The sequence below is a fragment of the Pseudomonas sp. 2VD genome (genome assembly GCF_005503585.1).
Taxonomy (GTDB): Bacteria; Pseudomonadota; Gammaproteobacteria; order Pseudomonadales; family Pseudomonadaceae; genus Pseudomonas; species Pseudomonas aeruginosa.
In genome coordinates, this window is record NZ_SCND01000042.1 from 1 (window position 1) to 26,562 (window position 26,562).

Sequence of the window (26,562 nt, forward strand, 5' to 3'; positions counted from 1 at the left end):
GTTCAGGGTCTTCCTCGAGAAGACCTGCGGCATTGTGCTGGGCAGCAACAAGCAGTACCTGGTCTCGAGCCGGCTGAACAAGCTGATGGAGCAGCAGGGCATCAAGAGCCTGGGAGAGCTGGTGCAGCGCATCCAGACCCAGCGCGGCGGCCTGCGCGAGATGGTGGTGGACGCGATGACCACCAACGAGACCCTGTGGTTTCGCGATACCTACCCGTTCGAGGTGCTCAAGCAGCGGGTTCTTCCCGAACTGATCAAGGCCAACGGCGGGCAGCGCCTGCGGATCTGGTCGGCGGCCTGTTCGTCCGGCCAGGAGCCGTACTCGCTGTCGATGGCCATCGACGAGTTCGAGAAGACCAACCTGGGGCAGTTGAAGGCAGGTGTGCAGATCGTCGCCACCGACCTGTCGGGGTCGATGCTCACCGCCGCCAAGGCCGGTGAATACGACACCCTGGCGATGGGCCGCGGCCTGTCCCCGGAGCGTCTGCAACGCTATTTCGACGCCAAGGGACCGGGGCGCTGGGCGGTCAAGCCGGCGATCCGCAGCCGCGTCGAGTTCCGTGCCCTGAACCTGCTGGACAGCTACGCCAGCCTCGGCAAGTTCGACATGGTGTTCTGCCGCAACGTGCTGATCTATTTCTCCGCCGAGGTGAAGCGCGACATCCTGCTGCGCATCCATGGCACGCTCAAGCCTGGCGGCTACCTGTTCCTCGGCGCCTCCGAGGCGTTGAACAACCTGCCCGACCACTACCAGATGGTGCAGTGCAGCCCGGGCATCATCTACCGGGCCAAGTAGCGCAAGGAAGCGGACCCGCGCCAGGTTGCGCCGGGGGTGACCTGGCAGCCTGGCGCGGGTCCGCTTGGGACGGGCAGGTGGGATGAGACTTTCGCCCACTGCCCAGGCTCCGAGCGCCACGCGCGGCGGCGCCGTCGCAGCCCGCTCGGCACAGGACGGCTGGCTCGGAGCGGGGCAGTTTAGGACTGCGCGATCTAGTTGTATTGACAGATATTTCTGATAGTCAGGTGATCTGGCAAGTTGCCGCTTTGCCGGGGAACTGCTTACATGATTCAAGCGTTCCCTCGATCCGCCACGCCTACCAGGAGACTTCCATGGCCATCACTGCGCTGCCCTCGGCCGATGGGCAAGAGTTGACCATCCAGATCCAGGGGCGCTTCGACTTCGGGGCCCATCAGGATTTCCGCGACGCCTACGAGCGCGTCGCGATCACTCCGCGACGCTACGTCGTCGACCTGCGCAACGCCACCTACCTGGACAGCTCGGCCCTCGGCATGCTCCTGCTGCTGCGCGACCACGCCGGCGGCGAGAACGCGCAGATCAGCCTGGCGAACTGCAGCCCGGAAGTGCGCAAGATCCTCGCCATCTCCAACTTCGAGCAGTTGTTCAAGATCAGCTGAGATGAATCCCCCGGCGGCGCGGATCGAGAGCCTGACGATTCTCATCGCCGAGGACAACGCGGCCGACCGCCTGCTGCTGTCGACCATCGTCAGCCGCCAGGGGCATCGCGTGCTGACCGCCGGCAACGGCCTGGAGGCGGTGGCGCTGTTCGAGACCGAGCGGCCGCAACTGGTCCTGATGGACGTGATGATGCCGGTGATGGATGGCTTCGAGGCGGCCCGGCGGATCAAGCAGCAGGCCGGCGAGGAGTTGGTGCCGATCATCTTCCTCACCTCCCTCAGCGAAACCGAGGCGCTGGTGCAGAGCCTGGAGGCGGGCGGCGACGACTTCCTCTCCAAGCCGTACAACCGGGTGATCCTCGAAGCCAAGATCAACGCCATGGGACGCCTGCACCTGCTGCAACGAACGGTGCTGGAGCAGCGCGACCTGATCGTCCGGCACAACGAGCACCTGCTCAACGAACAGCGGGTGGCCAAGGCGGTGTTCGACAAGGTGGCCCATTCCGGCTGCCTGAACGCCAGCAACGTGCGCTACCTGCAATCGCCCCTCGCGCTGTTCAACGGCGACCTGCTGCTGGCCGCCTACAAGCCGTCCGGCGGCATGCACGTGCTGCTCGGCGACTTCACCGGCCACGGCCTGCCGGCGGCGATCGGCGCGATGCCGCTGGCCGAGGTGTTCTACGGGATGACCGCCAAGGGCTATCCGATGGCCGACATCCTTCGCGAGATGAACGCCAAGCTGAAGCGCATCCTGCCGGTCGGCGTGTTCTGCTGCGCCACCTTGCTCAACCTGAGCTTCCAGCGCGAACTGGTGGAGGTCTGGAACGGCGGCTTGCCGGACGGCTACCTGCTGCGCGCCGCCAGCGGCGAGCGGGTCGCCCTGGTGTCCCGCCACCTGCCGCTGGGAATCCTCGAGCCGGCGGCGTTCAGCGACCGTTGCGAAACCTATCCGCTGGATATCGAAGATCGGATATTCCTGTTTTCCGACGGTGTCCTCGAGGCCAGCAACAAGGCTGGCGAGATGTTCGGCGAGGCGCGGCTGCTCCGGCTGTTCGAGCACAATCGCCAGCCGTCCGCGCTGTTCGACGAGATCCAGCGCAGCCTGGCGCAGTTCCGCGGCTCGGTGCAGGACGACGTGAGCATGCTCGAGGTGCGGCTGCAGCCGGATAGCGGCCTGCAATGTCCGCCGCTGGCGTTTTCCGATAGCGGCGTGAGCAGTCCGCTGGACTGGTCGGTGAGCTTCGAATTCCGCGCCGAAACCCTCAAGCATTTCAACCCGCTGCCCCATGTGCTGCAACTGCTGCTCGAGGTCCACGACCTGCGCGCGCGCGGCGGTGCGCTGTATACGGTACTCGCCGAACTCTATTCGAACGCCCTGGAACATGGCGTCATCGGCCTCGATTCGACGATGAAGAGCGACGCGGCGGGATTCGCCCGCTATTACCAGGAGCGGGTCAGCCGCCTGCAGGCCTTGCGCGACGGCTACGTGCGGCTGCACCTGGACCTGGCGCCGCATGGCGCGGGGGGGCGTCTGCTGGTGCGGGTCGAGGACAGCGGCGAAGGTTTCGACGTGGAGCGCGCGCTGAATGCCGTGGAGCGTCAGGAACGCCTCTGCGGCAGGGGTTTGCGCCTGATCCGCGAATTGTCCGATCGTTGCCAGTGGTCGGCCGACGGAAAGGTGGTGTCCGTGGAGTTTTTCTGGTCGCCTCAGGCATAATCGCGCTTTCGTCGCGGTGCTCCTAATGGGTAGGGCATCGGAAGTCGACTTCAGGGAGCGATCGAATGTCCGCGCCGCATCTCGATGATCGTGTTCTGGCTTCGCTGCAGGAGGTCATGGAGGACGAATATCCGGTCCTGCTGGATACCTTCGTGCTCGACTCCGAGGAGCGCCTGCGCAGCCTGCATGCCGCCCTCCAGGCCGGCGATGCCCAGGCTTTGCGGCATACCGCACACAGCTTCAAGGGAGGCAGCAGCAACATGGGCGCGGTACTCCTCGCCGGCTACTGCAAGGAGCTGGAAGAAAGCGCCAGGCGCGGCGACCTGCAACGGGCGCCGGCGCTGATCGAACAGATGGAGCGCGAATTCGCCATCGTCCGCATCCTTTTCAAACAGGAACGTCAGCGCTATCGCTGAGGTTTTCGTCCTTTCCGGCGACAAGGTACCGGCCCGATCGAGCCTCCCTGGCGTATAATGCGCCGCTCGATTTGGAGTCCTTCATGCGCGAGCAAGCCCTACGCATCCTCAAAGACGTTTTCGGTTACGACGCCTTCCGTGGCAACCAGGCACGGATCATCGAGCGGGTGGCCGAGGGTGGCGATGCGCTGGTACTGATGCCCACCGGCGGTGGCAAGTCCCTGTGTTTCCAGGTCCCGGCGCTGCTGCGCGAAGGCCTGACGGTGGTGGTGTCGCCGCTGATCGCGCTGATGGAGGACCAGGTCGCCACCCTGGACGAACTCGGCGTGCCGGCGGTGGCGCTGAACTCCACCCTCAACCCCGAGCAGCAGCGGGACATCGCCGAGCGCCTGCAGCGTGGCGAGATCAAGCTGCTCTACCTGGCACCGGAACGGTTGGTCCAGCCGCGCATGCTGGCCTTCCTGCAACGACTGCCGGTCGGCCTGTTCGCCATCGACGAAGCGCACTGCGTGTCGCAATGGGGCCATGACTTCCGTCCCGAATACCTGCAGCTCGGCCAGCTTGCCGAGCTGTTCCCGCAGGTGCCGCGGATCGCCCTGACCGCCACCGCGGACATGCGTACCCGCGAGGAGATGATCCAGCGCCTGCACCTGCAGAACGCCGAGCAGTTCCTCTCCAGCTTCGACCGGCCGAACATCTTCTACCGCATCGTGCCCAAGGAGCAGCCGCGCAAGCAGTTGCTCGGCTTCCTCTCCGAGCGGCGCGGCGATGCCGGCATCGTCTACTGCCTGTCGCGGAAGAAGGTCGAGGAGGTCGCGGAATTCCTCGGCAACCAGGGCTTCCCCGCGCTGCCGTATCACGCCGGACTGTCCAACGAACTGCGTGCCCACCACCAGAAGCGCTTCCTCAACGAGGAAGGCTTGATCATGGTGGCGACCATCGCCTTCGGCATGGGCATCGACAAGCCCAACGTGCGTTTCGTCGCCCACCTCGACCTGCCCAAGAGCCTCGAGGCCTATTACCAGGAAACCGGCCGCGCCGGCCGCGATGGCCTGCCGGCCGACGCCTGGATGGCCTACGGTCTGCAGGACGTCCTGCTGCTGCGGCAGATGATGCAGAGTTCCGAGGGCGACGAGCGGCACAAGCGCGTCGAGCGGCACAAGCTGGAAGCCATGCTGGCGCTCTGCGAGGAAACCCGTTGCCGGCGCCAGGCGCTGCTGGCCTATTTCGACGAGGAGATGCCGCAGCCCTGCGGGCATTGCGACAACTGCGTGGACGGCGTGGAAACCTGGGATGCCACCGAATCCGCGCGCCAGGCGCTGTCGGCGATCTACCGCAGCGGCCAGCGCTACGGCGTCGGCCATCTGGTGGATATCCTGCTCGGCCGCGAGACCGAGAAGATCCGCAGTCTCGGCCACCAGCACCTGGCGGTGTTCGGGATCGGCAAGGGGCGCGGCGAAGACGAGTGGCGGACCCTGTTTCGCCAGTTGGTCGCGCGCGGCCTGGCCGACGTCGACCTGGACGGCTTCGGCGGCCTGCGCCTGACCGAGGCCTGTCGTCCGCTGTTGCGTGGCGAGGTGCGGCTGGAGCTGCGCCGCGACCTCAAGCCACAGCGCGCCAAGGGCTCCTCCAGCGGCGGCGCCAGCGCCGCCAGCCAACTGGTGCGCAGCGAAGAGCGGGAAATGTGGGAGGCCCTGCGCGCGCTGCGGCGCAAGCTGGCCGAAGAGCATTCGGTGCCGCCCTATGTGATCTTCCCCGACGCGACCCTGCTGGAAATGCTCCGCAGCCAGCCGCGCTCGCTATCCGACATGGCCCAGGTCAGCGGGGTCGGCGCGCGCAAGCTGGAGCGCTACGGCCAGGCCTTCCTCGATGTCCTCACCGACTCGCCGGCGGCGCCCGCCGCGCCGCCGCAGGACCTGCGCCACGAATTGGCCAGCCTGGCCTGTGCGGGGATGACCCCGGCGCAGATAGCCCGCCAGCTCAATTGCAGCGAGAAGAACGTCTACGCGATGCTCGCCGAGGCCATCGCCGGCCAGCAGGTGAGCCTGGAGCAGGCGCTGGATCTGCCCGAGGAACTCCTCGGCGAAATCCAGGACGCCTTCCTCGAGGAAGACGGCGAACTGCCGCCGGTGGCGGCGCTGGAGGAGCGTTTCGGCAAGCGGGTGCCGAGTGGCGTGCTGCACTGCGTGCGCGCCGCCCTGCAGGTGGAACTGGAGTCGTGATATGGCCATTTGCCGGTATTTTCTGACGCCAATCTTGTGACGTCCTTCGCAAGCGTCTACTGTGACGCCAAGCCCTCCAAGAGAAGAGGTGTGCGTGACACAGAAGGACCGGTTGGACGACTCCCGTTCCAACCTCTATGCGGACCAATTGAACCGCGGTTTCCGCGGCCTGCGTTTCCTTCCCGAACTGGAGCGTGACTACCGGCGCTACATGCTGGAGGACAGCTTCGCGCTGAAACGCATCGCCCTCAGCGTCGGCATGCTCGTCTGGCTGGCGTTCATCGGCATCGACCTGCTGATCCTCGCTGGTCCTCCGCTGTGGGGCGTACTGGCGGTGCGCCTTGGCGTGCTGGTCCTGCTACTGGTCTGCGGCTGCCTGATCATGCTGCGCCGGCACATCCAGCTGATGGTGCCGCTGAGCATCGCCTGCGTCCTCGCCCTTGGCGTCGGTGCGGCGGCGGTGGTCGGCCTGGCGCATCGGGCGGATCCCGGCTATCCCTACGAAGGCCTGCTGCTGGTCAGTTTCGCCGCCTATTTCCTCGCCGGCCTGCGGTTGTCGCAGGCATTGAGCTGTGCGTTGGTCGTGCTGCTCGCCTACCTGGGTTTCGAGTGGTGGGCGGGTACCCAGGAGCCGCTGGGCAACAACCTGCTGTTCCTGCTGTTCGGTAACCTGATCGGCGCGGTCGGCTGCTACCTGCTGGAGTTCAAGTCGCGCGAGCATTTCCTCATCAGCCGCCTGTTGCGGGTGATGGCCGACCACGACAGCCTGACCGGCCTGCACAACCGGCGCAGCTTCAACCAGCACCTGGACCGCCTCTGGCGCCAGGCCCAGCGCGAACAGAAGACCCTGGCGCTGCTGCTTTGCGACGTCGACCATTTCAAGGCCTATAACGACCGCTACGGACACCAGGCTGGCGATGCGGTCCTGCAGCGCATCGGCGCGGTGTTCGAGGCGAATGCCAGGCGTCCGCTGGACATGGCGGTGCGCCTGGGCGGCGAAGAGTTCGCCCTGTTGCTGTACGGCGCCAACGAGCACGAGGCGAGGCTGCGCGCGGAAGCGCTGCGCGCACAGGTCCAGGCGCTGCGCATGGAGCACGAGGCGTCGGACACGGCGCGCGAAGTGACCCTGTCGGTCGGCGTGTCCTGCCTGTGGCCGACCCCGGGCAACGACCTGAAGCGCCTCTACGATCTCTACGAGCATGCCGATCGCGCGCTTTACGAAGCCAAGGCATTCGGCCGCAATCAGGTGGTGGCCTGAGTCCATGGCCGATTTTGTCCCTGTGGCTGGCGCCGCCGGTGACTGCGGGACGAAGCGGCGAATGCTAGGTTCGACAGGAAAAAATGGCAGGCACGGCCGCTCTTCGCAGAGCTGCCGGCCCCGCCGCGAGACGACTTCCGGACGGACCCCATGCAGCGCTTGATCCAGGCCAACGGCCAACCGCACTACGGCATCTTCCCGAGTGCCCCGCAGCACATCAATTACCGCGATTTCGACTTCCGTTCGCCGATGGGCCGGCGCGTGGGGGCCCTGGGCAAATGGCGACGCTTCCATCAGTTCCAGTACTTCGGCCTGATCAGCCCGGAGCTGATCGGCGGCTGCGCCCTGGCCCAGCTGAGCTTGCTTGGCGTCGGCTTCGTCTACCTCTACCAGCCTTCCAGCGGACGCATGCTGGAGCGGCGCTTCAAGCTGCCGCTGGGGTTCGGAACCCGGTTTTCCCAGACCCCGGACGACGGCGTCTGCGAACTGCGCCAGGGGCGCAACCTGCTACGCCTGGAGAACCGTACGGCTCCCCGGGAGAAACGCCTGCTGGTGGAACTCGACGATGGCACCCGCATCGACGCCTGCTTCAGCGAGGAGGCGCCGAGCTTCCAGCCTATGTGCCTGTGTACGCCGACCGCGGTGAACGGCTGGGTCTATGCGCAGAAGGTGGCCGGCGTGCGCTGTCGCGGCGACGTGCGCAGCGCCCTCGGCGACCACGACCTGCAGGCGCTGGACGCCTTCGCCCATCACGACTGGTCGGCGGGCTACATGCGCCCGGAAACCTTCTGGAACTGGGCTTGCCTGTCCGGCGAGGCGGACGGCTTGCGGGTCGGCCTGAACCTGTCGTGCGGGGTCAACGAGACCAGCTTCACCGAGAACTGCTACTGGCTGGACGGCGAACTGCTGAAGGTCGACAGCGTGCGCTTCGACTTCGACCGCGACCAGCCGCTGCGGCCCTGGACCATCCGTTCATACGATGGCCAGGTAGAGCTGCGCTTCGAGGCCCACGGCATGCACCAGGAGCGGCTGAACCTCGGTCTGCTGGCGAGCAACTTCAAGCAGATCTTCGGTTGTTTCAGCGGTGTGCTGCGTCCGCGAGGTCGTGCCGAGGTGAGGATCGAGCGGCTCTGGGGCTTCGTCGAGGACCAGTACGCCAAGTGGTAGACAGGGCCTGGCCTGGGCATATCGTGCGACAATTTGTCATTGTACGGGGGGAAATTGGACGGGCATTATTAGCCGACTAATAATTAGTCAAATGAAATATCGGACCTCCTTTTTCCTATGGCTCAGACAGACAAGCACTATTTCGGCACCTTGCTAGCCCAGACTTCCCGTGCTTGGCGCGCTGAACTCGACCGCCGCCTCAGTCACCTCGGCCTGTCCCAGGCGCGCTGGTTGGTGTTGTTGCATCTGGCGCGCCATCGCGATTCGCCCACCCAGCGCGAGTTGGCCCAATCGGTCGGGGTCGAAGGCCCGACCCTGGCGCGACTGCTCGACGGCCTCGAGTCCCAGGGCCTGGTACGACGCCTGGCGGTGGCGGAGGACCGGCGGGCCAAGCACATCGTGCTGACGCCCAAGGCCGATGTGCTGATCGCCGATATCGAGGCCATCGCCGCCAGCGTTCGCAACGACGTACTGACCGGCATCGACGAGTCCGAGCAGGCGCTATGCCAGCAGGTGCTCTTGCGAATCCTGGCGAACCTGGAAAAGCGCTGAGCACTGCGTCACAAAATTCCGCTAGAATCGCCATTTTTATGGCATCACCTCCAGGGCTTTCGTTCGAAAGCCCTCTACAGAGGTTTTCGTCGGTTTTCTGACGAAAAATCTTGACCGTTTCCACGGCATTCCTCTATTTAGTGATGGCAAAAAGCCATGTCTCGCGCCATGTGGTGCGTTCAGCCCTGTACGGGGCGAAATTCGGGCTAACGTGAAATAGATGTAGCAGTCGACCGCTGGCCGGCTGCGTGCTCGAAGTGCGGAGAAAAGAACGGAATGCCCGGTAAAGCCTTGCGTGTCATGCTGTGTGCCTGGTCGTGCCTGTTGGCCGGCCAGGCGAGCGCCCTGGGAGTGGGGGACATCACCCTGCATTCGGCGCTCAACCAGCCGCTGGATGCGGATATCGAACTGCTCGACGTCGGCGATCTCGGCGCGGACGAGATCGAGGTCCGCCTGGCGGGCGCCGACGTCTTCGCCGCGGCCGGGGTGGAACGCTTGCAGTTCCTCAACGAGCTGCGTTTCAGTCCGGTGCTCCAGGGGCGCGGTGGCAATCGCATCCATGTGTCCTCGAGCCGACCGGTGCAGGAGCCCTACCTGAATTTCCTGGTGGAGGTGGCCCGCCCCAACGGCCGCATCGTCCGCGAATTCACCGTACTGCTCGATCCGCTCGGTTATACGCCGCGTATGCTTCCGGCCGCGCGCAGCGGGATCGAGCCGCAGCGGCAATCCTCGACGCCGGCGCCTGCGCCGCGTAGTGCCGCGGTCGTCGTAGACCCGGCACTGCTGGAGCCGGGCGACGAATACCTGGCTCGCCCCAGCGACAACCTCTGGGCCATCAGCGGACGCCTGCGTGGTGCCGGCAACGCCGATCGCGCGCAACTCATGGAGGCCCTGTACCAGCTCAATCCGCAGGCCTTCGTCAATGCCGACCGGCACCGGCTCAAGGCCGGCGCGCGCCTGCGCCTGCCGGCCGGCTACCAGCCGGAGCGAGGCGCGCCCGGCGCCGTGAAGGAGGCGGCCGTGGAAGTCCTGCCGCCAGCCGATGCCGCCGTGGTGGAAAACGCTCCGGCGGCTCTCGTCGAGGCGCAGCGCCAGGCGGATGCCGAGGCCGAGGCGCTGGCCCGGCAACGGGAGGAACTGAGCCAGCGGATGGACGATCTGCAACGCCAGTTGCAGGCCTTGCAGGAACAACTGCAGCAGCGCGATCGCCAGGTCGCCGAACTGCAACAGCAACTGGCCCGGCGCCAGGCGGTGCGGCCCGCGGCGCCGCCGCCCGCCGCGGCCGCGCCTTCGGTTGCGCAACCGGTTGAAACGCCGACGGACTCGCAGCACTGGCGCTGGATGATCGTCCTGCTGCTGGTCCTCGCCCTGCTCGGCGTATTGCTGTTGCGTCGCCGCCGCGAAGAGACTCCTGTCCCGGCGGTCGAACCGAAGCGCCGGGTCGCCCTGAACCTGCCGCTGCGGCGTGCGCCGCGCCCCCCGGCGGCCGCACCGGCGCCGGCAAAGGTCGAGGAACAGGCCAGGCCGCCGGTCGCCGTTCCCTCCAGCCCGCCGCCGTCTCCTCCGCCTGCTCCGGCCGCCGCTCCGCGCGCCGCCATGGCTGCGGCGGACAAGCTGGACGGCGCCGACATCTATATCGCCTACGGTCGCTACGGACAGGCCCGCGACCTGCTGCGTCAGGTACTCGCCGAGCAGCCGCAGCGCCTGAGCGCGCGGATGAAGCTGTTGCTGGTGCTGGCTGAGCTGGGCGATGCGGCCGGCTTCGACGCGCTGGCCGAGGAAACCCTGGCCAGTGGCGGCAACCCGGAGGCCATCGACGAGTTGCGCGGACGCTACCCGGCGCTGCTACAGATGCCGGCGACCGAGACGCCGGCGGCAACCAAGGACGACGACTGGAGCGACCTGCCGCTGGCCGACCCGCCCGCCGCGCAGCAGCCGGATGCGACCTCGGGCGCCGACGGCTTCGGCGACCTCAACCTCGATCTCGATCTCGACTGGGGCGCCCTGGAGAATCCCCTGGACAACCCCGACCTGCCGCGCCGCGCCGCTGCCGGCAAGGCGGAACCGGCGGAGGAGGAGCCCCTGGCGTTCGAGAGCAATCTCCATGAACTGCCGGATGTCGCCGAGTACGAACACCTCGAACTCGACCAGCCAGAGCCGGCCACGGTGCCGCCGGAGGAGGCCTCGGCCAGCCTGGACCGGGCCCGCGCCTGCATCGACAGCGGCGATCTCGACCAGGCCAGCCGCATCCTGCGCCTGGTGGTGGCGCACGGCGACCCGTGGCAGAAGGCCGAGGCGCGCGAGTTGCTGGCGCTGATCGCCTGAACTTCGCTCAGAAGTTTGGTCCGAGGTTCAGGTAGAACGCCTTGAAGTTCTCGTCGTTGATCCCGTAGCTGAAGGTCAGCGGCCCCAGCGGCGTATCGAAGCCGATCATCAGGCTGGCGGCGTTGATGTAGCCGCTGTCGTATTCGTTGTCGTTGTTCCAGATGCGTCCGCGCTCGATGCTGCCGCCCAGGTACAGCGGGAAGTCCAGCGGCAGGAAGGAACGTTCGGTGAGGCGCCGGTAATAGACGATCCGCCCCAGGCTGTAGTTCTGCCCGGACAGCGCATCGCGGCGGAAGCCCGACAGCTCGCGGGCGCCGCCGAGGGTGAAGCTGGAGGTGACCACCTCGGCGTCGTCCAGGGTGCGCCCGTAGCCGCCGCCGAACACCCAGGTGTCGGCGCCGAAGCTGAGCGCCTTGTTCAGCCGCAGGTCCCACTGCCGGTAGCTGTCGTCCGAGCCGAGGGACTTGTCGTAGCGGCGCATGGTCAGGCCGATCTCCTCGCCCTCGTGGGGGAAATTGACGTCGTCGACGGTATCGAACGAGTACTTCAGTTCGTAGTAGCCCTCGGTGAAGTCGATGTCCGGCAGGCTCGGGTCGCCGATGCGCACGTCGGCCTTGCCGTAGGCCTGCACCGCGCCCAGGCGGATTTCGCCGTTGTTGGCGATCTGCCGGCCGACGTTGAGGCCGTAGCCGTAGCGCTCCAGGCGATAGCGCAGCAGCGGGTCGTTGTCCTCGGTGACGTCGACGTTCTGTGCCTCGTGGAACAGGAAGGGCGCGACGAAGTAGCGCGAGCCGACGTCGAGCGGCTGGTAGAACTCGCTGTAGAGTTCCTGGCGGTCGCCGAGCTGGACCCGGGTCAGCCACTCGGCGCCGAGCCGGTTGAGGCCGTTCATGCGGTAGCTGCCGCCGAGGTTGAAGGTGCTTTCGCCGCGCATGTCGTCTGACAGGTTGAGGCCCAGGCGAAGGAAGTCGGTGCCACCTTTCTTGCCGGTGGCGTGGATCACCAGGGTGTTGAGCTTCTTCTCCTTGACCACCCGGTACTGCACCTGGTCGAAGTAGTCGAGGCCGTAGAGGGTGCTCATGTCGTCCTGCAGGCGGCCGAGGTCGAGGCGCGTGCCGAGCGGCTGGCGGATGTAGTGGCGGATCACCTCGTCGCTGACCTTCGAGTTGTTCTCCACGCGGATCGCGTCGATCACCGGCTTGCGCTGGTTCGGCGTGCGCGCCACGTCGAGCGCTTCGCTGTTGAGGTCCTTCGGCTTGCGCAACTCGGCGAGGCGCGCGGCGAGCACCGTGGTGGCGCGGTAGCCGGCGTCGATCAGTTGCGGCACGCGGCCGAAGTCGGTGGTGCCGTAGCCGGACAGCGGCGGCTGGATCAGCACGTCGCCGGGCTTGAGCGTGGCCAGCTGGGCTTCGGAGTTCTTCCGGGTCATCAGGGTGATCGACTGGTTCATCACGTCGAGCACGGTGCTCAGGTCCTTGCGGTCGCGCAGCGGGTTGCCGATGTCGACCACGATCACCACGTCCACGCCCATGTCGCGCGCCACGTCCACCGGGATGTTGTCGACCATGCCGCCATCCACCAGCAGCCTGCCGTCGATCTCCACCGGGGCGAACACGGCGGGGATCGACATGCTGGCGCGGATCGCCTGGGGCAGGTGGCCCTTGCGGAACACCACTTTCTCGCCGGTTGCGATATCGGTGGAGACGGCGCGGAAAGGGATCGCCAGCTTGTCGAAGTCGCGGTTGTCGCTGGTGTGCACCAGCAGGCTTTCCAGCACCATCGCCAGGTTCTGGCCCTGGATCACCCCCAGCGGCAGGCCGAGGGTGCCGTCGTCGCGGAAGCTGATCTTCTGCTTGACCAGGAAGTCGCGGTCGTCCTGCTTGCGGCGGAACGGCACGTCCTTGCGCGGCGGTGCGTCGGACAGTGCCTGCTGCCAGTCCATCTCCAGGGCGATGCGCTCCAGTTCGGCGGGGGTGTAGCCGGAGGCGTACAGGCCGCCGACCACCGCGCCCATGCTGGTGCCGGCGATGGCGTCGATCTGGATGCCCTGTTCGTCGAGGGCCTTGAGCACGCCGATATGGGCCAGGCCACGGGCGGCACCTCCGGAGAGGACCAGGCCGATCTTCGGCCGGGCCTCCGTGGCGAGGGCGGACAGGGGAAGCAGGAGCAGCAGTACGAGCAGCAGGCGGCGCATGAGAACGATCCGGAGCCGGGTGAAAAGGCGGCTATTATAGGCGCGACCGTTTCCCCTGAGCCGCCGACATGCCCACCGCCAAGCCCGAAATCGTCATCACCTATTGCACCCAGTGCCAGTGGCTACTGCGTGCCGCCTGGCTGGCCCAGGAACTGCTCAGCACCTTCGCCGACGATCTCGGAAAAGTCTGCCTGGAGCCCGGAACCGGTGGCGTCTTCCGTATCACCTGCGACGGCGTGCAGGTCTGGGAACGCAAGGCCGACGGCGGCTTCCCCGAGGCCAAGGCGCTCAAACAGCGGGTTCGCGACCGCATCGACCCGCAACGCGACCTCGGTCACAACGATCGTCCTTCCCGCTGAACCGCTGCCGTCCACCTATGGCTTGTTGCAGGTCAACGGGCGGCGCGGCGCATAGGCATAGCCTGGGGGCATTCATCCTGTCGAAGGGAGTGCCCATGAGCATCATCGTCACCGGCGCCGCCGGCTTCATCGGCAGCAATCTGCTGCAGGCGCTGAACCGGCGCGGCGAGACCGACATCATCGCGGTGGACGATCTCACCGACGGCGAGCAGTTCCGCAACCTGGCGGACGCCGATATCGCCGACTACCTGGACCAGAACGACTTCCTCGAGCGCTACGCCCGCGGCGACTTCGGCACGGTCCGCGCGCTGTTCCACCAGGGTGCCTGCGCCAGCACCCTGGAAAGCAATGGCCGCTACATGATGGAGAACAACTACCGCTACAGTTGCCGCCTGCTGGAAAGCAGCCTGGAACTCGGCGTGCCGTTCCTCTACGCCTCGTCGGCGGCGGTCTACGGCGCCGGCCGGACCTTCCGCGAGGCGCGCCAGTACGAGCGGCCGCTGAACGTCTACGGCTATTCCAAGTTCCTCTTCGACCAGCGTGTGCGCCGGGCGCTGCCGCAGGCGCGCAGTCAGGTGGTCGGCCTGCGTTACTTCAACGTCTACGGGCCGCGCGAGGAACACAAGGGGCGGATGGCCTCGGTGGCCTACCACTGCTACCAGCAATTGCGCCGCGACGGGCGGGTCGAACTGTTCGGCGAACACGGTGGCTTCCCGCCCGGCGGCCACCTGCGCGACTTCGTCGCGGTGGAGGACGTGGCGCGGGTCAACCTGCATTTCTTCGATCATCCGCAGCGTTCGGGAATCTTCAACCTCGGCAGCGGCCAGGCGCGGACCTTCAACGAGGTCGCCCTGGCGGTGATCAATAGCGTCCGCGCCAACGCCGACCAGCCGCCCCTGTCGCTGCAACAGGCGGTGGAAAGCGGCCTGCTCGGCTACCGCGAGTTCCCCGAGTCGCTGCGGGCGCGCTACCAGAGCCACACCTGCGCCGACCTGGAGCTGCTGCGCGAGGCGGGCTACCGGGACGATTTCCAGAGCCTGGAAGAGGGCGTCGCCGGCTACTGCCGCTGGCTGGCGCGCAGTGCCTGAGGGATCTCGCTCAGCGGCCCAGCGCCCCGCCCACCGGGGCGCGGGCGAAGCGCAGCTCCGACAGCAGGGTCAGCAGCGCCAGCACCCCGAGGGCCGCGCCGACCCAGAGCGCGCCCTGCAGGCCGAATCCGCCGGCGATGCCCAGGCCGCCGATCCAGGAACCGGCCATCACGCCGAGCATGATGCAGGCGGTGTGCACCGAGTTGACCAGCATGTTGTTATGGCCGACCCGTGCGCCGCGGGTCACCAGCGCTGGGTTCATCGACACCCCGGTCAGGCCGATCACCACCAGCGCCGCCACCGCCACCGCCGGAACCTGTCCGAACAGGGCGAAGGCCACCATCGCGGCGATGGCCGCCAGCAGGCCGAAGGCCAGGACCGCGATGGTATGGCGGTCGGCCAGGCGGCCGACGATGTTGTTGCCCACCAGCGTCGCCAGGCCGTAGACCACCAGCAGCAGCGGTACGGTCGAGGCGGAGAAGCCGCTGACCTCGGTGAGGATCGGCACGAAATAGGTGAAGCCGGCGAAGGTGGCGCCGATCAGCAGCAGGCTGGTGGCGTAGACCCACCATAGATGGGCGTTCCTGAACACCTTCAGTTCCTCGCGCAGCGAACCGCTGCCCGCCGACCCCGGGATCGCCGGCATCAGCTGCAACACCAGCAGGCCGACCAGCACCGCCACCAGCGCCACCGCGAAGAAGCTTGCGCGCCAGCCGTACCATTCGCCCAGCCAGGTGGCGACGGGCAGGCCGAGCACGGTGCCGACCATCAGGCCACCGAGCACCAGCGACGACGCGCGGCCGAACTGGTTGCCTTCGACCAGTTCGGCGCAGGCGGTCAGCGCCACGCCGAAGAAGGCCGCGGCGGCGACCGCGGTGACCAGTCGCGCCGCCACCATCACCGCATAGCCCGGCGCCAGGGCGCCGATGACCTGGCCGACCACGAACAGCGCGATCAGGCCGAGCAGGGCGTTCTTGCGCGGCACGCGGAGCAGGGCGGTGGTCAGCAGCGGGCCGCCGAGCGCCATCGCGCCGGCGTAGAAGGTGACCAGGTAGCCGATCGCGGCGAAGGACACGCCGAATTCGGCGGCCAGTGCCGGCATCAGCCCGGCGACCATGTATTCGCTGGTGGTCAGGGCGAAGATCGCGGCACCGAGCACGTAGACAATCAAAGGCATGTTTCCAGCTCCCGAGCGGTTCAGACGACGATGAAGCGAGCCACGGCGACCTGCCCGTGCCGTGGCCGCGCGATGAATGCACGACGGCGACTCATGCCGCCGACGAACCGAAGCCCTGGTCGGCGCCTTCGGGCAGCACCGTCACGCAGTGGGCGAACAGGTTCGAAGCGCTGCGCACCACGGTCAGCCCGCACTCGGCGAGCAGGGCGTGGAGGCAGGCGCGCGAATACGAGCGCGAGTAGAAGCCGTCGCTGCCGGTGAACACGGTGCCGTCGTCCCGCGCGTGCAGCTCCAGGCCCTGCACCCCGCAACGGCGGTAGTAGCTCTGGCGGACGCGGGTGGCCTCGGCGCTGTCGCCGAATACCGAAACCACCGCCGCCACGCTGCGCTCGGCGAGGGAGTCGAGCAGCCGTTTCGGCTCGCGGAAGTTGCCCAGCAGGTTGAACGGCAGCAGGTACAGCGCGCGCGAGCCGACCGAGGCACCGCGCCTGGTGTGGTTGAGGATGTCGTCGACCACCGTGTCCGCGCGATCGCTCATGCCCTCGCGCTCGATCCGCGTGCGCAGCGTCTCGATCGCCCGCTGGTCGAGGTCGACGCCGAGATAGCGGGCATTGAGCAGGCGCGCGATTTCCAGCGCCCGGCCGTCGTAGCAGCCTAGCTCGACCAGTGCGTCGCAGCGCAGGTAGGCCATCGCCTCGAAGGTCATCAGGCTTTCCATTTGCAACAACGGCAGCACGTCGTCCGGAAAGTTGGCCAGGGTCATTATCGTCCTCGGTCCGAACTCCAGCTCGTAGAAAGCCGACTCCCGATGCGTCCCGATCGTGAGATCCATGTTCTGACTCACCTCTTCCTCCAGCGAATCTCGCTCTGGTGTTGGTTGATCGAAGGCGATGCGCGTTCCCATGTCCCGGCACCGCCTTCGCCTGGCAGAGAAGCGACGGAACGCCGGCGTTCGCTGGCCTCAGGCGGCGCGGTGCTTCTCGACCAGCTGGAACAGTTCGTCCACCGTTTCCAGCAGGTCGAGTTCGTCGTCGACCCCGGTGACGCCGAACTCCTTGCGCAGCTTCAGCGACAGCTCGCTGACCACCAGCGAATCGAAAGCCAGGTCTTCCATCCTGCTGTCCCGGCTGATTTCCTCCTTCGGCACGCCGCTGGCGACGCTGAGCACGGTGAGGAGATGGTCTTCCATGTCGTTGGGCATTGTTCTTCCCTCTTCAGTCCATTGTCGGAACGATCTTCGGCCAGCGCAGGGCGACCGAACCCCAGGTCAGTCCGGCACCGAAACCGGTGAGGACCATGTTGCCGCCGTCGCGCAGGATGCCTTGGCGCAGGCCGTGGGCCAGGGCCAGGGGAATCGAGGCGGCGACGGTGTTGCCCACCTCGGCGATGTTGCTCACCACTCGCTCGACGGGAAGGTCGAGCTGGTCGGCGACCGCCGCGAGGATGCGTGTGTTGGCCTGGTGCGGGACCAGGTGATGGAGGTCCGAAGCTTGCCAGCCGACCCGGTCGAGCACCCGCTGCACCGAGTCGCTCATCTGCGTCACCGCCTGGCCGAACACTGCCTTGCCGTCCATCCGGAAGTAGTTGGAGGCCTGTCCGGAACTGCGTTCGGCGCGACTGACGGCGGGGGTCATCAGCAGGTCGAACTGGTGGCCGTCGCTGCCGAGGTCGAAGGCCAGCAGCGCGCCTTCTTCCTCGGCATCGCCGGCACGCAGCACCACCGCTCCGGCGCCGTCGCCGAACAGTGCGCGGGTCGAGCGATCGGCGGGGTCGAGGGTATGGCTGAAAGTGTCCACCCCGACCAGCAGCGCGCTGTCCGCCAGCCCGGCGCTGATCAGCGAGCCGACGCTGGCCAGGCCGTAGACGAAGCCGGTGCAGGCGGCGGACAGGTCGAACGCGAGCGCGCCGACCAACCCCAGGCGCGCTGCGACCCTGGGCGCGGTGGCCGGGCAGCAGAAGTCGCCGGTGCTGGTTGCCAGCACCACCGCATCGACTCGCTCCAGCCCCGCCGAGGCGAGCGCGGCGGAGGCCGCCCGCAGGGCCAGGTCGCCGCTGCCGAGGTCGCCGGCGATATGCCGCTGGCGCACGCCGGTGCGGCTGCTGATCCAGGCGTCGGAAGTGTCCAGCTCGGCGGCGAGCATGTCGTTGCTGAGCACGGCCTCGGGCAGGTAGCTGCCCAGGCCGCAGACCACGGCGGCGCGCGGCATGGCTCAGGCTCCCTGGACGATCTTGGCGGCGGCCTCGACCCCGCCCAGGGCCTCGAGGTGCCGCAGCGGATTCCAGAAGTCGCGGTAGAGCAGGATCTGGCCGTCGCGGGTGCGCAGCACCGAGATGTAGTCCTGCGCCAGCTTGCCGCCGGAAACGGTGGCCACGCCGTCGCCATGGAATTCGCCGATGGCCAGGTCGGGGTCGGCGGTCTCGTAGAACTGCACGTCGGTGAAGCGCACGGTCAGGTGCTCGGGAAACAGGCGCATATGCGCCCAGATGGTTTCGCGGCCCTCGAAGCGGGTCTTCCAGCCTGGCGGGGCGTAGGGGAATTCGAGTACGCCTTCCGGATGGAACAGGTCGCACCAGCCACGGGCATCGCCGTTTTCCAGGAGGCGCAGGCTGTGGACGAGAATTTCCTTGGCATTCATTGGACGATCCTCTCGATCGGGTTGGCGTGGGAGGCGGTGTTCGCCGGGGCGCTGCATCCGGTGCGCACCGGCACGCTGATCAGGGCGCGGAGGAAGGTGATCGGCAGCCATTGCAGTTCCGCGTGGGGCACCGCCAACTGGAGGTCGGGGAAGCGCGCGAGCAGGCGCTGGATGGCGATCCGCCCCTCCAGCCGGGCCAGCGAGGCGCCGACGCAGTAGTGCACGCCGAAGCCGTAGCCGAGATGGCCATCGGTGTTGCGGGTGAGGTCGAGGCGGTCGGGATCGTCGAAGCGCTCGGCGTCGTGGTTGGCGGTCAGGTTGGAGACCAGGATGTATTCGCCGGCGGGAATGGTGACCCCGTCCAGTTCTACGTCTTCCACGGTGAAGCGCAACATCGAGGCGCGCACCGGGCTGTCGTGGCGGACCAGTTCTTCCATGGCGTTGGGCAGGAGTTCCGGCTGCGCCCGCAGCAACGCCAGTTGCTCCGGGTTGACCAGCAGGGTGACCAGCGCGTTGCCGATCATGTTCATGGTGGTCTCGAAGCCGCTCATCATCAGCAGGTGGGCCATGGAGACGAGTTCCGCCTCGCTCAGCTGGCCGCTCTCGTCGGCGGCCTGCACCAGCCCGCTGTAGACGTCGTCGGCCGGCTGCCGGCGCTTGGCCTCGAGCAGCACGCGCAGGTAGTCGACCTGCGCATCGGCCAGGGCCTGGGCCTCCTCCGGCGACAGCAGTTCCGCCTGGCGCTCCCAGGACTGGCGGGCGTGTTCGCGCTCGGCCTCGGGAATGCCCAGTAGCTCGAAGATCACCGCGATGGTCAGCGGGATCGCGAAGTCGGCCATCAGGTCGGCCTGTTCGCGGCCGGCCATGGCGTCCAGCAATTCCTCGGTGATCCGTTCTATATGCGGTTGCAGGCGCTCCACCTGGCGCGGGGTGAACGCGCGGCCGACCAGCGAGCGCAGGCGGGTATGGTCCGGCGGGTCGAGGTTGAGCATGTGGTGGCTGAGTCCCTCGCCGATCCCCGCGCGCGGGCTGCCGGTACGCTTCGCGTAGAGTTCGGCGGCCTGCCGGGCGTCGCGGCGGACGCCCGGATGGTTGAGGACCTTGCGCGCGTCGCGGTAGCGCGTCACCACCCACACCGGATGCTCGGCGGCGCGATGCGCGGGACGCGGCGCGCCGTCCACCTGCAGGCCGTCGTAGAGCGCGTGCAGTGGCGAGATCAGTTCCTCGCCCAGTCTCAGTTTGCGATCAGGCACGTTGCTCCTCCTTCGCCGCCGGGGCGGCGGTGACGATGGGGCGGAACATCCCGTCGATCACGCTATCGGGCAGCAGCCGCGCCAGCAGGGTGCCGCGGCGCACGTCGGCGCCCACCCGGTAGCGGGTCCGCGGCTTGGCCGCGGTGAGCGCGGCATGCACCGCGGCGGCGACGTCGGCGGGCTTGGTCGCGCTGTTGCGCGCGCCGTCCTCGTTGGCCTGGAGGAAGCGCAGGTAGGTATCGCGATAGAGGTCGGCGACGGCGTCGGGGGCGTCGGCCAGGGCGCGCTCGCCCTCGCTGGCGATCTTGCCCCAGATCGGCGTCCAGATCGCCCCGGGGCTGACCACCGAGACCTGGATGCCCATGGGCGCCAGCTCGCGGCGCAGGGCGTCGCTCACTCCCTCCTTGGCGAACTGCGCGGCGGAGTAGGCGCCCAGGTAGGGAATGGCGACCGAGCCGAGGCCCGAAGTGACGTTCACCAGGCGCGCCGCGCCGCCACGGCGCAGCAGCGGCAGGATCGCCCGGGTCACCGCGAGCTGGCCGATCAGGTTGACTTCCAGCTGGCGCCGCAGCAGGTCGCTGGAGACGCATTCCAGCGGCGCGGAAATGCAGATCCCGGCGTTGTTCACCAGGCCCCAGAGCCCGGTATCGCCGACTTTCTCCGCCACCTGCGCGGCGGCCCGGCCAATGGATTCCTCGTCGGTGACATCGATCAGCAGCGTGCTGACCCGGCCGGACGGGCAGGCGTTCGCCAGGCGCTCGCCATCCTCCTGGCGGCGCACCCCGGCGATCACCTGGAAACCCTGTTCGGCCAGGTGCAGCGCGGTTTCCCGGCCGAGGCCGCTGGAGGCGCCGGTGATCAGTACGTGGCGGCCCTGGGGCGAGAGAGGTTTGCTGGTGAATAACATGTCATTGCTCCTCGAGGGCGGATCGTTGGGGGGCGTGGATCGCCGACAGCAGGGTGCCCAGGCAATCTTCGGCCAGGCGTTCGGCGCGTTCGCCGGGGACCGCTTCGTCGATATAGGTGAAGTTCCAGAACAGCCGGCCATGGCTGGAGTTGATGGCGGCCACGAAGTAGCCGTTCACCGAGATGCCGGTGAGGAACTGCGCGTCGGAGAGGCGCAAGGCGCCGATCCGCTCGGGGAACGGATAGCGACCGATGTTGGAGGAGCACAGGTTGATCGGCCCTTCGGCTTCCATGAAGGCCATGAATGGCCGCGCGTCGGCCATGCAGCGCGGCGCAGCGCTGGCGACCAGGGTGACCAGGTTGAAATGATGGCCCTGGCGACGGCGTTCGCCGAGGTCGTCGGTGAGCGCGCGGGCGACCTCCCAGAACGGTCGGGCGATGTCCAGCACCACCGGTACCGTGGCGACGTAGGTGCCTACTTCGTCGGGGCGCACCGGCGGCTCCAGTTCGTCGCGGAAGTCGATCGGCGAGCCGATGGCGATGTGGCTCGGGCGGCGCTGGTGGTCGTGGCCGGCGGCGATGGCCAGCGCCGCGGTCAGCGCGCCGTGTACCGTGGTGCCGTGTTCGCGGGCGCGTCGTTGCAGCTGTTCCAGCTGCGCGCCGTCCAGCTCCCGGTGCAGCAGGCGGGTACGCCGCGCTTCCAGCGGCACCGGGTTGCTCGGCTCGATCCGGCCCGGGCGGTGGCGGCCGACCAGCGCTTCGTCCCGGGCGGTCTGCTCGGCCAGGCGCGCCGCGCCTTCGTCGCCGGTGAAGCGGCGCGGACGCAGATCCTCCGCCGGCGGCAGGGCGCTGGCGGTCCAGGGTTGCGCGGCGGGGTCGGCGGCCAGGGTCAGCCATTGTTCGGCGAGGGTCAGCACGGTAGTGCCGTCGGCGATGATGTGCGGTACCACGACCAGCAGGTCGTGGGCGCCGGCGTCGGTGGCGATCGCCACGGTACGGATCAGTGGCCCGCTGTCCGGATCGATGCGTTCCGGCAATTCGCGCTCGTTGATTTCCCGCAGCCATTGCTCCTCGCCACCACCGCGCACCTCGCGCAGCGGGATGGGCCGCTCGCAGGGCACCCAGCGCGGGTCGAGCCCGGCATCGTGCTCGATCCGCGCGCGCAGCAGCGGATGCCGCGCCTGCAGCGCGTCGAGGCCGCGGCGCAGGTCGTCGATGGACAACTGGCCATGGACCCGCACCCGGGAAATCACGTTCAGCGCGGAGAACTGGTCGCTGAGCCAGTACCAGCGTTCCACCGCGGACAGCGGGCGTCGTATCTCGGCCATCATTCGACTCCTGGGAAGGTCAGTGCCAGTTCGTTCTGCCGGGCGAAGGTTCGCTCCGGAGCGAAGCGGAAGTAGAGATCGCGGGCGATGGTGCGCAGCGGATGCTCCAACTGCTCGATGCGGCTCAGCGCCCGCGAGGTCTCGACCATCGCCCTGGCGCGGTCGCGACGGCGGTTCTCGTAGGCGCGCAGGGCGGCTTGCGGGTCGTCGATGGTGGCCAGGCAGTGGGCCAGCACCGCGGCGTCTTCGATGGCGATGGCGGCGCCCTGGCCGAGGCTGGTCAGCATCGGATGCGCGGCATCGCCGAGCAGGGTCACCGGGCCGTCGCCCCAGCGCTCGAGGAACGGTCGGTCCTGGGCCGGCAGGCTGCTGATGTCGGCCTCCGGGGTCGCCTCGATGACCGCCTGCACTTCGTCGGCCCAGCCGGCGTAGAGGCGCTGGATGCCCGCCTTGCCGCCGCGCCAGTCCTTCGCCTGTTCGGCCGGCATGTTGCGGGTGCCCCACCAATAGACGTTGCCTTCGCCGATGTCGGCGAGACCGAAGCGCTGCCCACGACCCCAGTAATGGGCGACGTAGCCCGGCGTCACCTTCGGATGGCGGAACGCCGGCGTGGCGCGCCAGATCACGTAGTGCCAGTCGGTGGGACGCTCCGGGCCGGTCATGGTGGCGCGGATCGCCGAGTTGAAGCCGTCGGCGCCGATCAGCACGTCGGCGTGCACTTCGCGGCCGTCGCTGCAGAGCACGGTGACGCCTTCGCCGTCGGCGTGGCGCAGGTAGCCGGTGGCGCTCACGCCCAGTTCGATGCGGCAGTCGCGGGCCTGTTCCAGCAGCGCCTGCTGCAGGCTTGCGCGGTGGATCGCCAGGCTCGGCTGGCCGAGCTGACGGGCCAGGCCGCCGAAGTCGATGGCGCGGATCGGTCGCCCGCGCCGGGTGAGGAACCGTAGCGAGTCGAAGGCCTGGGCGCGGGTAAGGTCAGGGCGCACGCCGACCCTCTCCAGGGCGGTCAGCGCGTTGGGCATCAGCGACAGCGCCGAGCCGACCGCGCGCAGCTCCCTGGCCCGCTCGTAGAGTTCGACCTCGAAGCCGGCGGCCTTCAGGCAGGCGGCCGCGGCGAGCCCGCCGATGCCGGCGCCGGCGATGACGATCTTCAGGGGGTGTCTGCTCATGGGCGGGTCCGTTCGCTGGAGGTGGAGGGTTCGAGCAACGCGGCGATCTCTGCCGCGACCGTCTCGACATAGGGTTCTTTCATCAGCACCAGGTGGTCGCCGGGTACGTCGATCACATCGAGGCGGCCGCTGGTCCAGTGCTGCCAGCCGTTCTTCGGGTCGCCGTAGTGGGTGCCGGCGGCGTCGTGCATCGGCTTCAGCGCCAGCGGCAGCGGGCCGTCCGCGCGCAGCAGGGTCATGTCCTGGTCGCTGACTTCCGGGCGATAGCCGATGAGTGCCTGCCAGCTCGCCCGGAACAGCTCGTAGAGCCGCTGCACGGTGGCGCGCGGGGTGCCGGCGGGAAGTACGCCGGCCTCGATGGCGCGTTCGACGATGTGGTCGAGTTTCTGCTCCAGGCTCGCGCCTTCAGGCAGCGGCTCGACCTCCTCGTCGCTGCGTTCGAACCAGACCAGTTCCCAGTAGAAGAACAGCAGCAGGGCTTCGTCGCTGGCGCTGCCGGCGTGGTTGCGGTCGACGGTGATGGAGTCGAGCACGATCAGTTGGGCGACTGCCTGCGGGTCGAGCGCGCGCAGTTGCCGGGCCATCTCGTAGGCGACGAAGCCGCCGAACGACCAGCCGCCGAGGTAATAGGGGCCTTCCGGCTGCACCCGGCGGATCGCCGCGAGGTAACTGGCGGCGATGTCCTCGAGGACCGCCAGCGGCGTACTGCCCTGGCCGGTGCCGGCCGCCTGCAGGGCATATACCGGCTGGTCCGGCGGCAGTGCGCGGACCAGCGGCAGGTAGCAGAGTACGTGGCCGCCGAGCGGGTGGACGAGGAACAGCGGCGGGCGGCTGCCGCCGGCACGGATCGGTACCAGCGGGTCGAAGGCGCGCACCGCCGAGCGTTCCCGCAGGCGTTCGGCCAGGCCCTCCACGGTCGGCGTCTCGATCAGCGCGGCCATCGGCAGGTCGACGCCATAGCGCTTCTCGATCAGCAGCATGAAGCGCATCGCGCTGAGCGAGGTGCCGCCGAGATCGAAGAAGCTGTCGCGGATGCCTACCCGGGGACGATCCAGCAACTCGCCGAGGAGTCCGGCCAGGGTGCGCTCGTAGTCATCGCGCGGGGCCAGGTACTCGATGTTCGACCCGTGCTCCAGCGGCAGCGCGCGCAGGGCGGCGTCGTCGCGCTTGCCGCTGGGGGTGAGGGCGAAGCCGTCGACCCAGGCGAAGTGCGCCGGCACCATGTGTTCCGGCAGTTCGCTGCGCAGCGCCTGCTTCAGTTCGGCGAGATCCACCGCCTCGGGCTCGCCGAGCAGGAAGGCAGCGAGGAATGCATCGTTGCCCTGGCGCTCGCGAGCCACCACCGCCGCGCCGCGCAGGCCCGGCTGGCGCTCGGCCTGGCGCATGATCGCCAGCTCGACCTCGGCCGGCTCGATGCGGAAGCCGCGGACCTTGACCTGGGTATCGGCGCGGCCGAGCCAGACGATCTCGCCGTTGCCGAGGATGCGACCGAGGTCGCCGGTGCGGTAGAGCCTGGCGCCGGGGCGCCAGGGATGTTCGACGAAGCGCTCGGCGGTGAGTTCGGGGGCGCGGTGGTAGCCGCGCGCGAGGCAGTCGCCGCCGAAGTACAGCTCGCCGGTAACGCCGACCGGTACCGGGCGCAGCGCGGCGTCGAGCACCTGCACCTCGACCCCGTCCAGCGGCCGGCCGATCGGCGGCAGGTCCGGGTAGTGCGCCGGATCGCCGCTCAGCGAGTGGTAGGTGACCTGGTGCGTCTCGGTGGGACCGTACTGGTTCTCCAGCAGCAGCCCGGGCATCGCCGCGCAGAACGCGCGGACGTCTTCGGTGATGCGCAACTGCTCGCCGGAGGACACCACCACGCGCAGGGCGCCGGGGCGTACGCCCAGGGTGTTGGAGGCCTCGGCGAGGCGTTGCAGGGCGACGAAGGGCAACAGCACGCGCTGGACCTGGCGGCGTTCGAGGACATGCAGCAGCGCGGAGGGGTCCATCCGCTCGCGGTTGGAGATGAGTTGCAGCTCGCCGCCGCCGCACAGCGTGGAGAAGATCTCCTGGAAGGCCATGTCGAAGCTCAGCGGCGCGAACTGCAGGGTGCGCAGCCCCGGTACGCCGCTGGCGACGCGCAATTGCCACTGGGTGTAGTTGGCCCACATCCGGTGGCTAAGCTCGACGCCCTTCGGCCGCCCGGTGGAACCGGAGGTGAACAGCAGCATGGCCAGCTCGTCGAGCTGCGGCGCGGCGAAGGTCTCGGGCTCGATGTCGGCGACCAGTTCCTCTACCGGCAGCACCCGTTCCGCCGCGGCGACATGGGCGTGCTCGGGATGCGCGACCACCCGGAACGGCTGTGCGGTCTCCAGGATCAGCGCCAGGCGCTGCGCGGGATAGCTGACGTCCAGCGGCACGCAGACCAGGCCGGCGCGCAGGATGCCCCAGATCGTCGCGATCATCTCCGGCGAACGGTTCAGCGCCACTCCGATCGCATCGCCGCGGCGCGCGCCGGCGCGGACCAGGCGGGTGGCCACGGAGCGCGCCACATGGTCGAGGTCGCGATAGGTCCAGCGTTGCTCCTCGAAGGCCAGCGCGGCGCTGCCCGGCAGCGCCTCGACCTGGCGTTCGAACAGGCTGACGACGTCGACCAGCGGCTCGGGCTGGGAAGCGGCGTCGCGGCGAGGGGCGAGGAAGGCGAAGTCGGCGGCTTCGTCGGGATGCTCGGCGAGGCGCCACAGGAGTTCGACGAAGGTCGCGCCGATCAGCGCGGCCTGGCTGCGGCTGATGCCGCGGCCGTCGCTGTCGATGCGCAGGTACATGCCGTCGCTGGGCGTGGCGATCACGTTGACCAGCAGGGCGAAGTTGGTTTCTTCCCAGACGCGGAAGTCGCGCAATTGCCACAGCGGTTCGAGGACATGCAGGTTGACGTAGTTGAAGGCGCTGCTCAGTTCGTCGCCGACGATCTGCTGGATGGCGCTGAGCGGATAGCGGCGGTGGGCGTGTCCGTCGCGCTCCTGGCGGAACAGCGCATCGGCTACCTCGATCCAGCTATGCCCGGCAATCTCCGAGCGGACCGGCACGGTATTCAGGAACAGGCCGACCATGCGGTCGGCGTCGGGCAGTTCGGGGCGGCCGTTGCTGATCGCGCCGGTGACCACGCTGTCGCTGCGGGAGAACAGATGCAGGGTCAGGCAATGGGCGGCGAGCAGCAGCGATTTCAACGGCAGTCCGCGTTGCGCCGCAGTGGCCTTGAGTCGTTCGAGCAGCCCGTCCGGCAGCGCTTCGCGATGGCTGGCCGGACCTTGCGCGGCTTGCGGCTCGTGGGCGCCGAAGCCGTCGAGGCGGGTCATGCTCTCGGCCTCCAGCAGCCCGGTCCAGTACCCCACGGCGGCCGGCG

At 68.2% G+C, this 26,562-nt stretch carries 22 protein-coding genes; 11 read left to right on the forward strand and 11 right to left on the reverse strand.

Annotated elements, in window-relative coordinates; all coding sequences use genetic code 11:
• The 9 genes from cheR to FFS27_RS07405 form a co-directional block, all read left to right on the forward strand.
• Positions 1–796 (forward strand): protein-glutamate O-methyltransferase CheR (cheR, locus tag FFS27_RS07360; RefSeq protein ID WP_137951960.1); only part of this gene is annotated, 796 nt, incomplete at its 5' end.
• Between the two features lie 314 nt (positions 797–1,110).
• Entirely contained in the window at positions 1,111–1,416 is a 306-nt protein-coding gene (hsbA, locus tag FFS27_RS07365; protein ID WP_003091727.1) for an anti-anti sigma factor HsbA, read from the forward strand.
• Position 1,417: 1 nt separating this feature from the next.
• Positions 1,418–3,133 (forward strand): two-component system response regulator HsbR, encoded by a 1,716-nt coding sequence (gene hsbR, locus FFS27_RS07370; protein WP_003109304.1) that lies wholly within the window; start codon positions 1,418–1,420, stop codon positions 3,131–3,133.
• A 65-nt stretch (positions 3,134–3,198) separates the two neighbouring features.
• Positions 3,199–3,549: a two-component system sensor histidine kinase HtpB gene (htpB, locus tag FFS27_RS07375; protein ID WP_003091725.1), complete on the forward strand. Its 351-nt coding sequence runs from the start codon at positions 3,199–3,201 to the stop codon at positions 3,547–3,549.
• An 83-nt stretch (positions 3,550–3,632) separates the two neighbouring features.
• On the forward strand, positions 3,633–5,771 hold the full coding sequence (gene recQ, locus FFS27_RS07380) for a DNA helicase RecQ (RefSeq protein ID WP_003091724.1): 2,139 nt from the start codon (positions 3,633–3,635) through the stop codon (positions 5,769–5,771).
• A gap of 88 nt (positions 5,772–5,859) precedes the next feature.
• Positions 5,860–7,029, forward strand: coding sequence for a GGDEF domain-containing protein (locus tag FFS27_RS07385; RefSeq protein ID WP_003119637.1), 1,170 nt, complete (start codon positions 5,860–5,862; stop codon positions 7,027–7,029).
• A gap of 150 nt (positions 7,030–7,179) precedes the next feature.
• Complete coding sequence (locus tag FFS27_RS07390) at positions 7,180–8,196, forward strand: DUF2804 domain-containing protein (RefSeq protein ID WP_003109306.1); 1,017 nt, start codon at positions 7,180–7,182, stop codon at positions 8,194–8,196.
• 117 nt (positions 8,197–8,313) lie between these two features.
• Complete coding sequence (locus FFS27_RS07395; RefSeq protein ID WP_003091721.1) at positions 8,314–8,748, forward strand: MarR family transcriptional regulator; 435 nt, start codon at positions 8,314–8,316, stop codon at positions 8,746–8,748.
• 276 nt (positions 8,749–9,024) lie between these two features.
• Positions 9,025–11,073, forward strand: coding sequence for a FimV/HubP family polar landmark protein (locus FFS27_RS07405; RefSeq protein ID WP_034014212.1), 2,049 nt, complete (start codon positions 9,025–9,027; stop codon positions 11,071–11,073).
• Positions 11,074–11,080: 7 nt separating this feature from the next.
• On the opposite strand, the gene plpD is transcribed toward FFS27_RS07405, so the two are convergent.
• Positions 11,081–13,267 (reverse strand): patatin-like phospholipase PlpD, encoded by a 2,187-nt coding sequence (gene plpD / locus FFS27_RS07410; protein WP_021265094.1) that lies wholly within the window; start codon positions 13,265–13,267, stop codon positions 11,081–11,083.
• Between the two features lie 68 nt (positions 13,268–13,335).
• Here plpD and FFS27_RS07415 point away from each other — a divergent pair, with 68 nt between their 5' ends.
• Positions 13,336–13,626 (forward strand): SelT/SelW/SelH family protein, encoded by a 291-nt coding sequence (locus tag FFS27_RS07415; protein ID WP_003091717.1) that lies wholly within the window; start codon positions 13,336–13,338, stop codon positions 13,624–13,626.
• A 95-nt stretch (positions 13,627–13,721) separates the two neighbouring features.
• A complete protein-coding gene (rfaD, locus tag FFS27_RS07420; RefSeq protein ID WP_003106207.1) occupies positions 13,722–14,714 on the forward strand; it encodes an ADP-glyceromanno-heptose 6-epimerase in 993 nt (330 codons plus the stop codon).
• 10 nt (positions 14,715–14,724) lie between these two features.
• On the opposite strand, the gene FFS27_RS07425 is transcribed toward rfaD, so the two are convergent.
• The 10 genes from FFS27_RS07425 to FFS27_RS07470 form a co-directional block, all read right to left on the reverse strand.
• Positions 14,725–15,891, reverse strand: a complete 1,167-nt coding sequence (locus FFS27_RS07425) for an MFS transporter (RefSeq protein WP_023100897.1) — start codon at positions 15,889–15,891, stop codon at positions 14,725–14,727.
• Between the two features lie 91 nt (positions 15,892–15,982).
• Positions 15,983–16,735, reverse strand: a complete 753-nt coding sequence (locus FFS27_RS07430; RefSeq protein WP_003130295.1) for an SAM-dependent methyltransferase — start codon at positions 16,733–16,735, stop codon at positions 15,983–15,985.
• Between the two features lie 117 nt (positions 16,736–16,852).
• Positions 16,853–17,092, reverse strand: a complete 240-nt coding sequence (locus FFS27_RS07435) for an acyl carrier protein (RefSeq protein WP_003106204.1) — start codon at positions 17,090–17,092, stop codon at positions 16,853–16,855.
• Between the two features lie 13 nt (positions 17,093–17,105).
• Entirely contained in the window at positions 17,106–18,098 is a 993-nt protein-coding gene (locus FFS27_RS07440) for a beta-ketoacyl-ACP synthase III (RefSeq protein ID WP_023100898.1), read from the reverse strand.
• A gap of 3 nt (positions 18,099–18,101) precedes the next feature.
• The gene (locus FFS27_RS07445; RefSeq protein WP_003091711.1) at positions 18,102–18,527 is read right to left on the reverse strand and encodes a nuclear transport factor 2 family protein; all 426 of its coding nucleotides are present in this window, start codon (positions 18,525–18,527) and stop codon (positions 18,102–18,104) included.
• Positions 18,524–19,780 (reverse strand): cytochrome P450 family protein, encoded by a 1,257-nt coding sequence (locus FFS27_RS07450; RefSeq protein ID WP_015502576.1) that lies wholly within the window; start codon positions 19,778–19,780, stop codon positions 18,524–18,526. Before FFS27_RS07450 ends, FFS27_RS07445 begins: the two co-directional genes overlap by 4 nt.
• On the reverse strand, positions 19,773–20,687 hold the full coding sequence (locus FFS27_RS07455) for an SDR family NAD(P)-dependent oxidoreductase (RefSeq protein ID WP_015502577.1): 915 nt from the start codon (positions 20,685–20,687) through the stop codon (positions 19,773–19,775). The genes FFS27_RS07450 and FFS27_RS07455 overlap by 8 nt, the downstream gene beginning before the upstream one ends.
• Before the next feature lies 1 nt (position 20,688).
• Entirely contained in the window at positions 20,689–22,017 is a 1,329-nt protein-coding gene (locus FFS27_RS07460; protein WP_023434528.1) for a condensation domain-containing protein, read from the reverse strand.
• Positions 22,014–23,180, reverse strand: a complete 1,167-nt coding sequence (locus tag FFS27_RS07465; protein WP_023100899.1) for an FAD-dependent oxidoreductase — start codon at positions 23,178–23,180, stop codon at positions 22,014–22,016. The genes FFS27_RS07460 and FFS27_RS07465 overlap by 4 nt, the downstream gene beginning before the upstream one ends.
• Positions 23,177–26,562, reverse strand: a 3,386-nt coding sequence (locus FFS27_RS07470) for a non-ribosomal peptide synthetase (RefSeq protein ID WP_137951961.1), incomplete at its 5' end; no start/stop codon positions are given. The genes FFS27_RS07470 and FFS27_RS07465, both read right to left, overlap by 4 nt.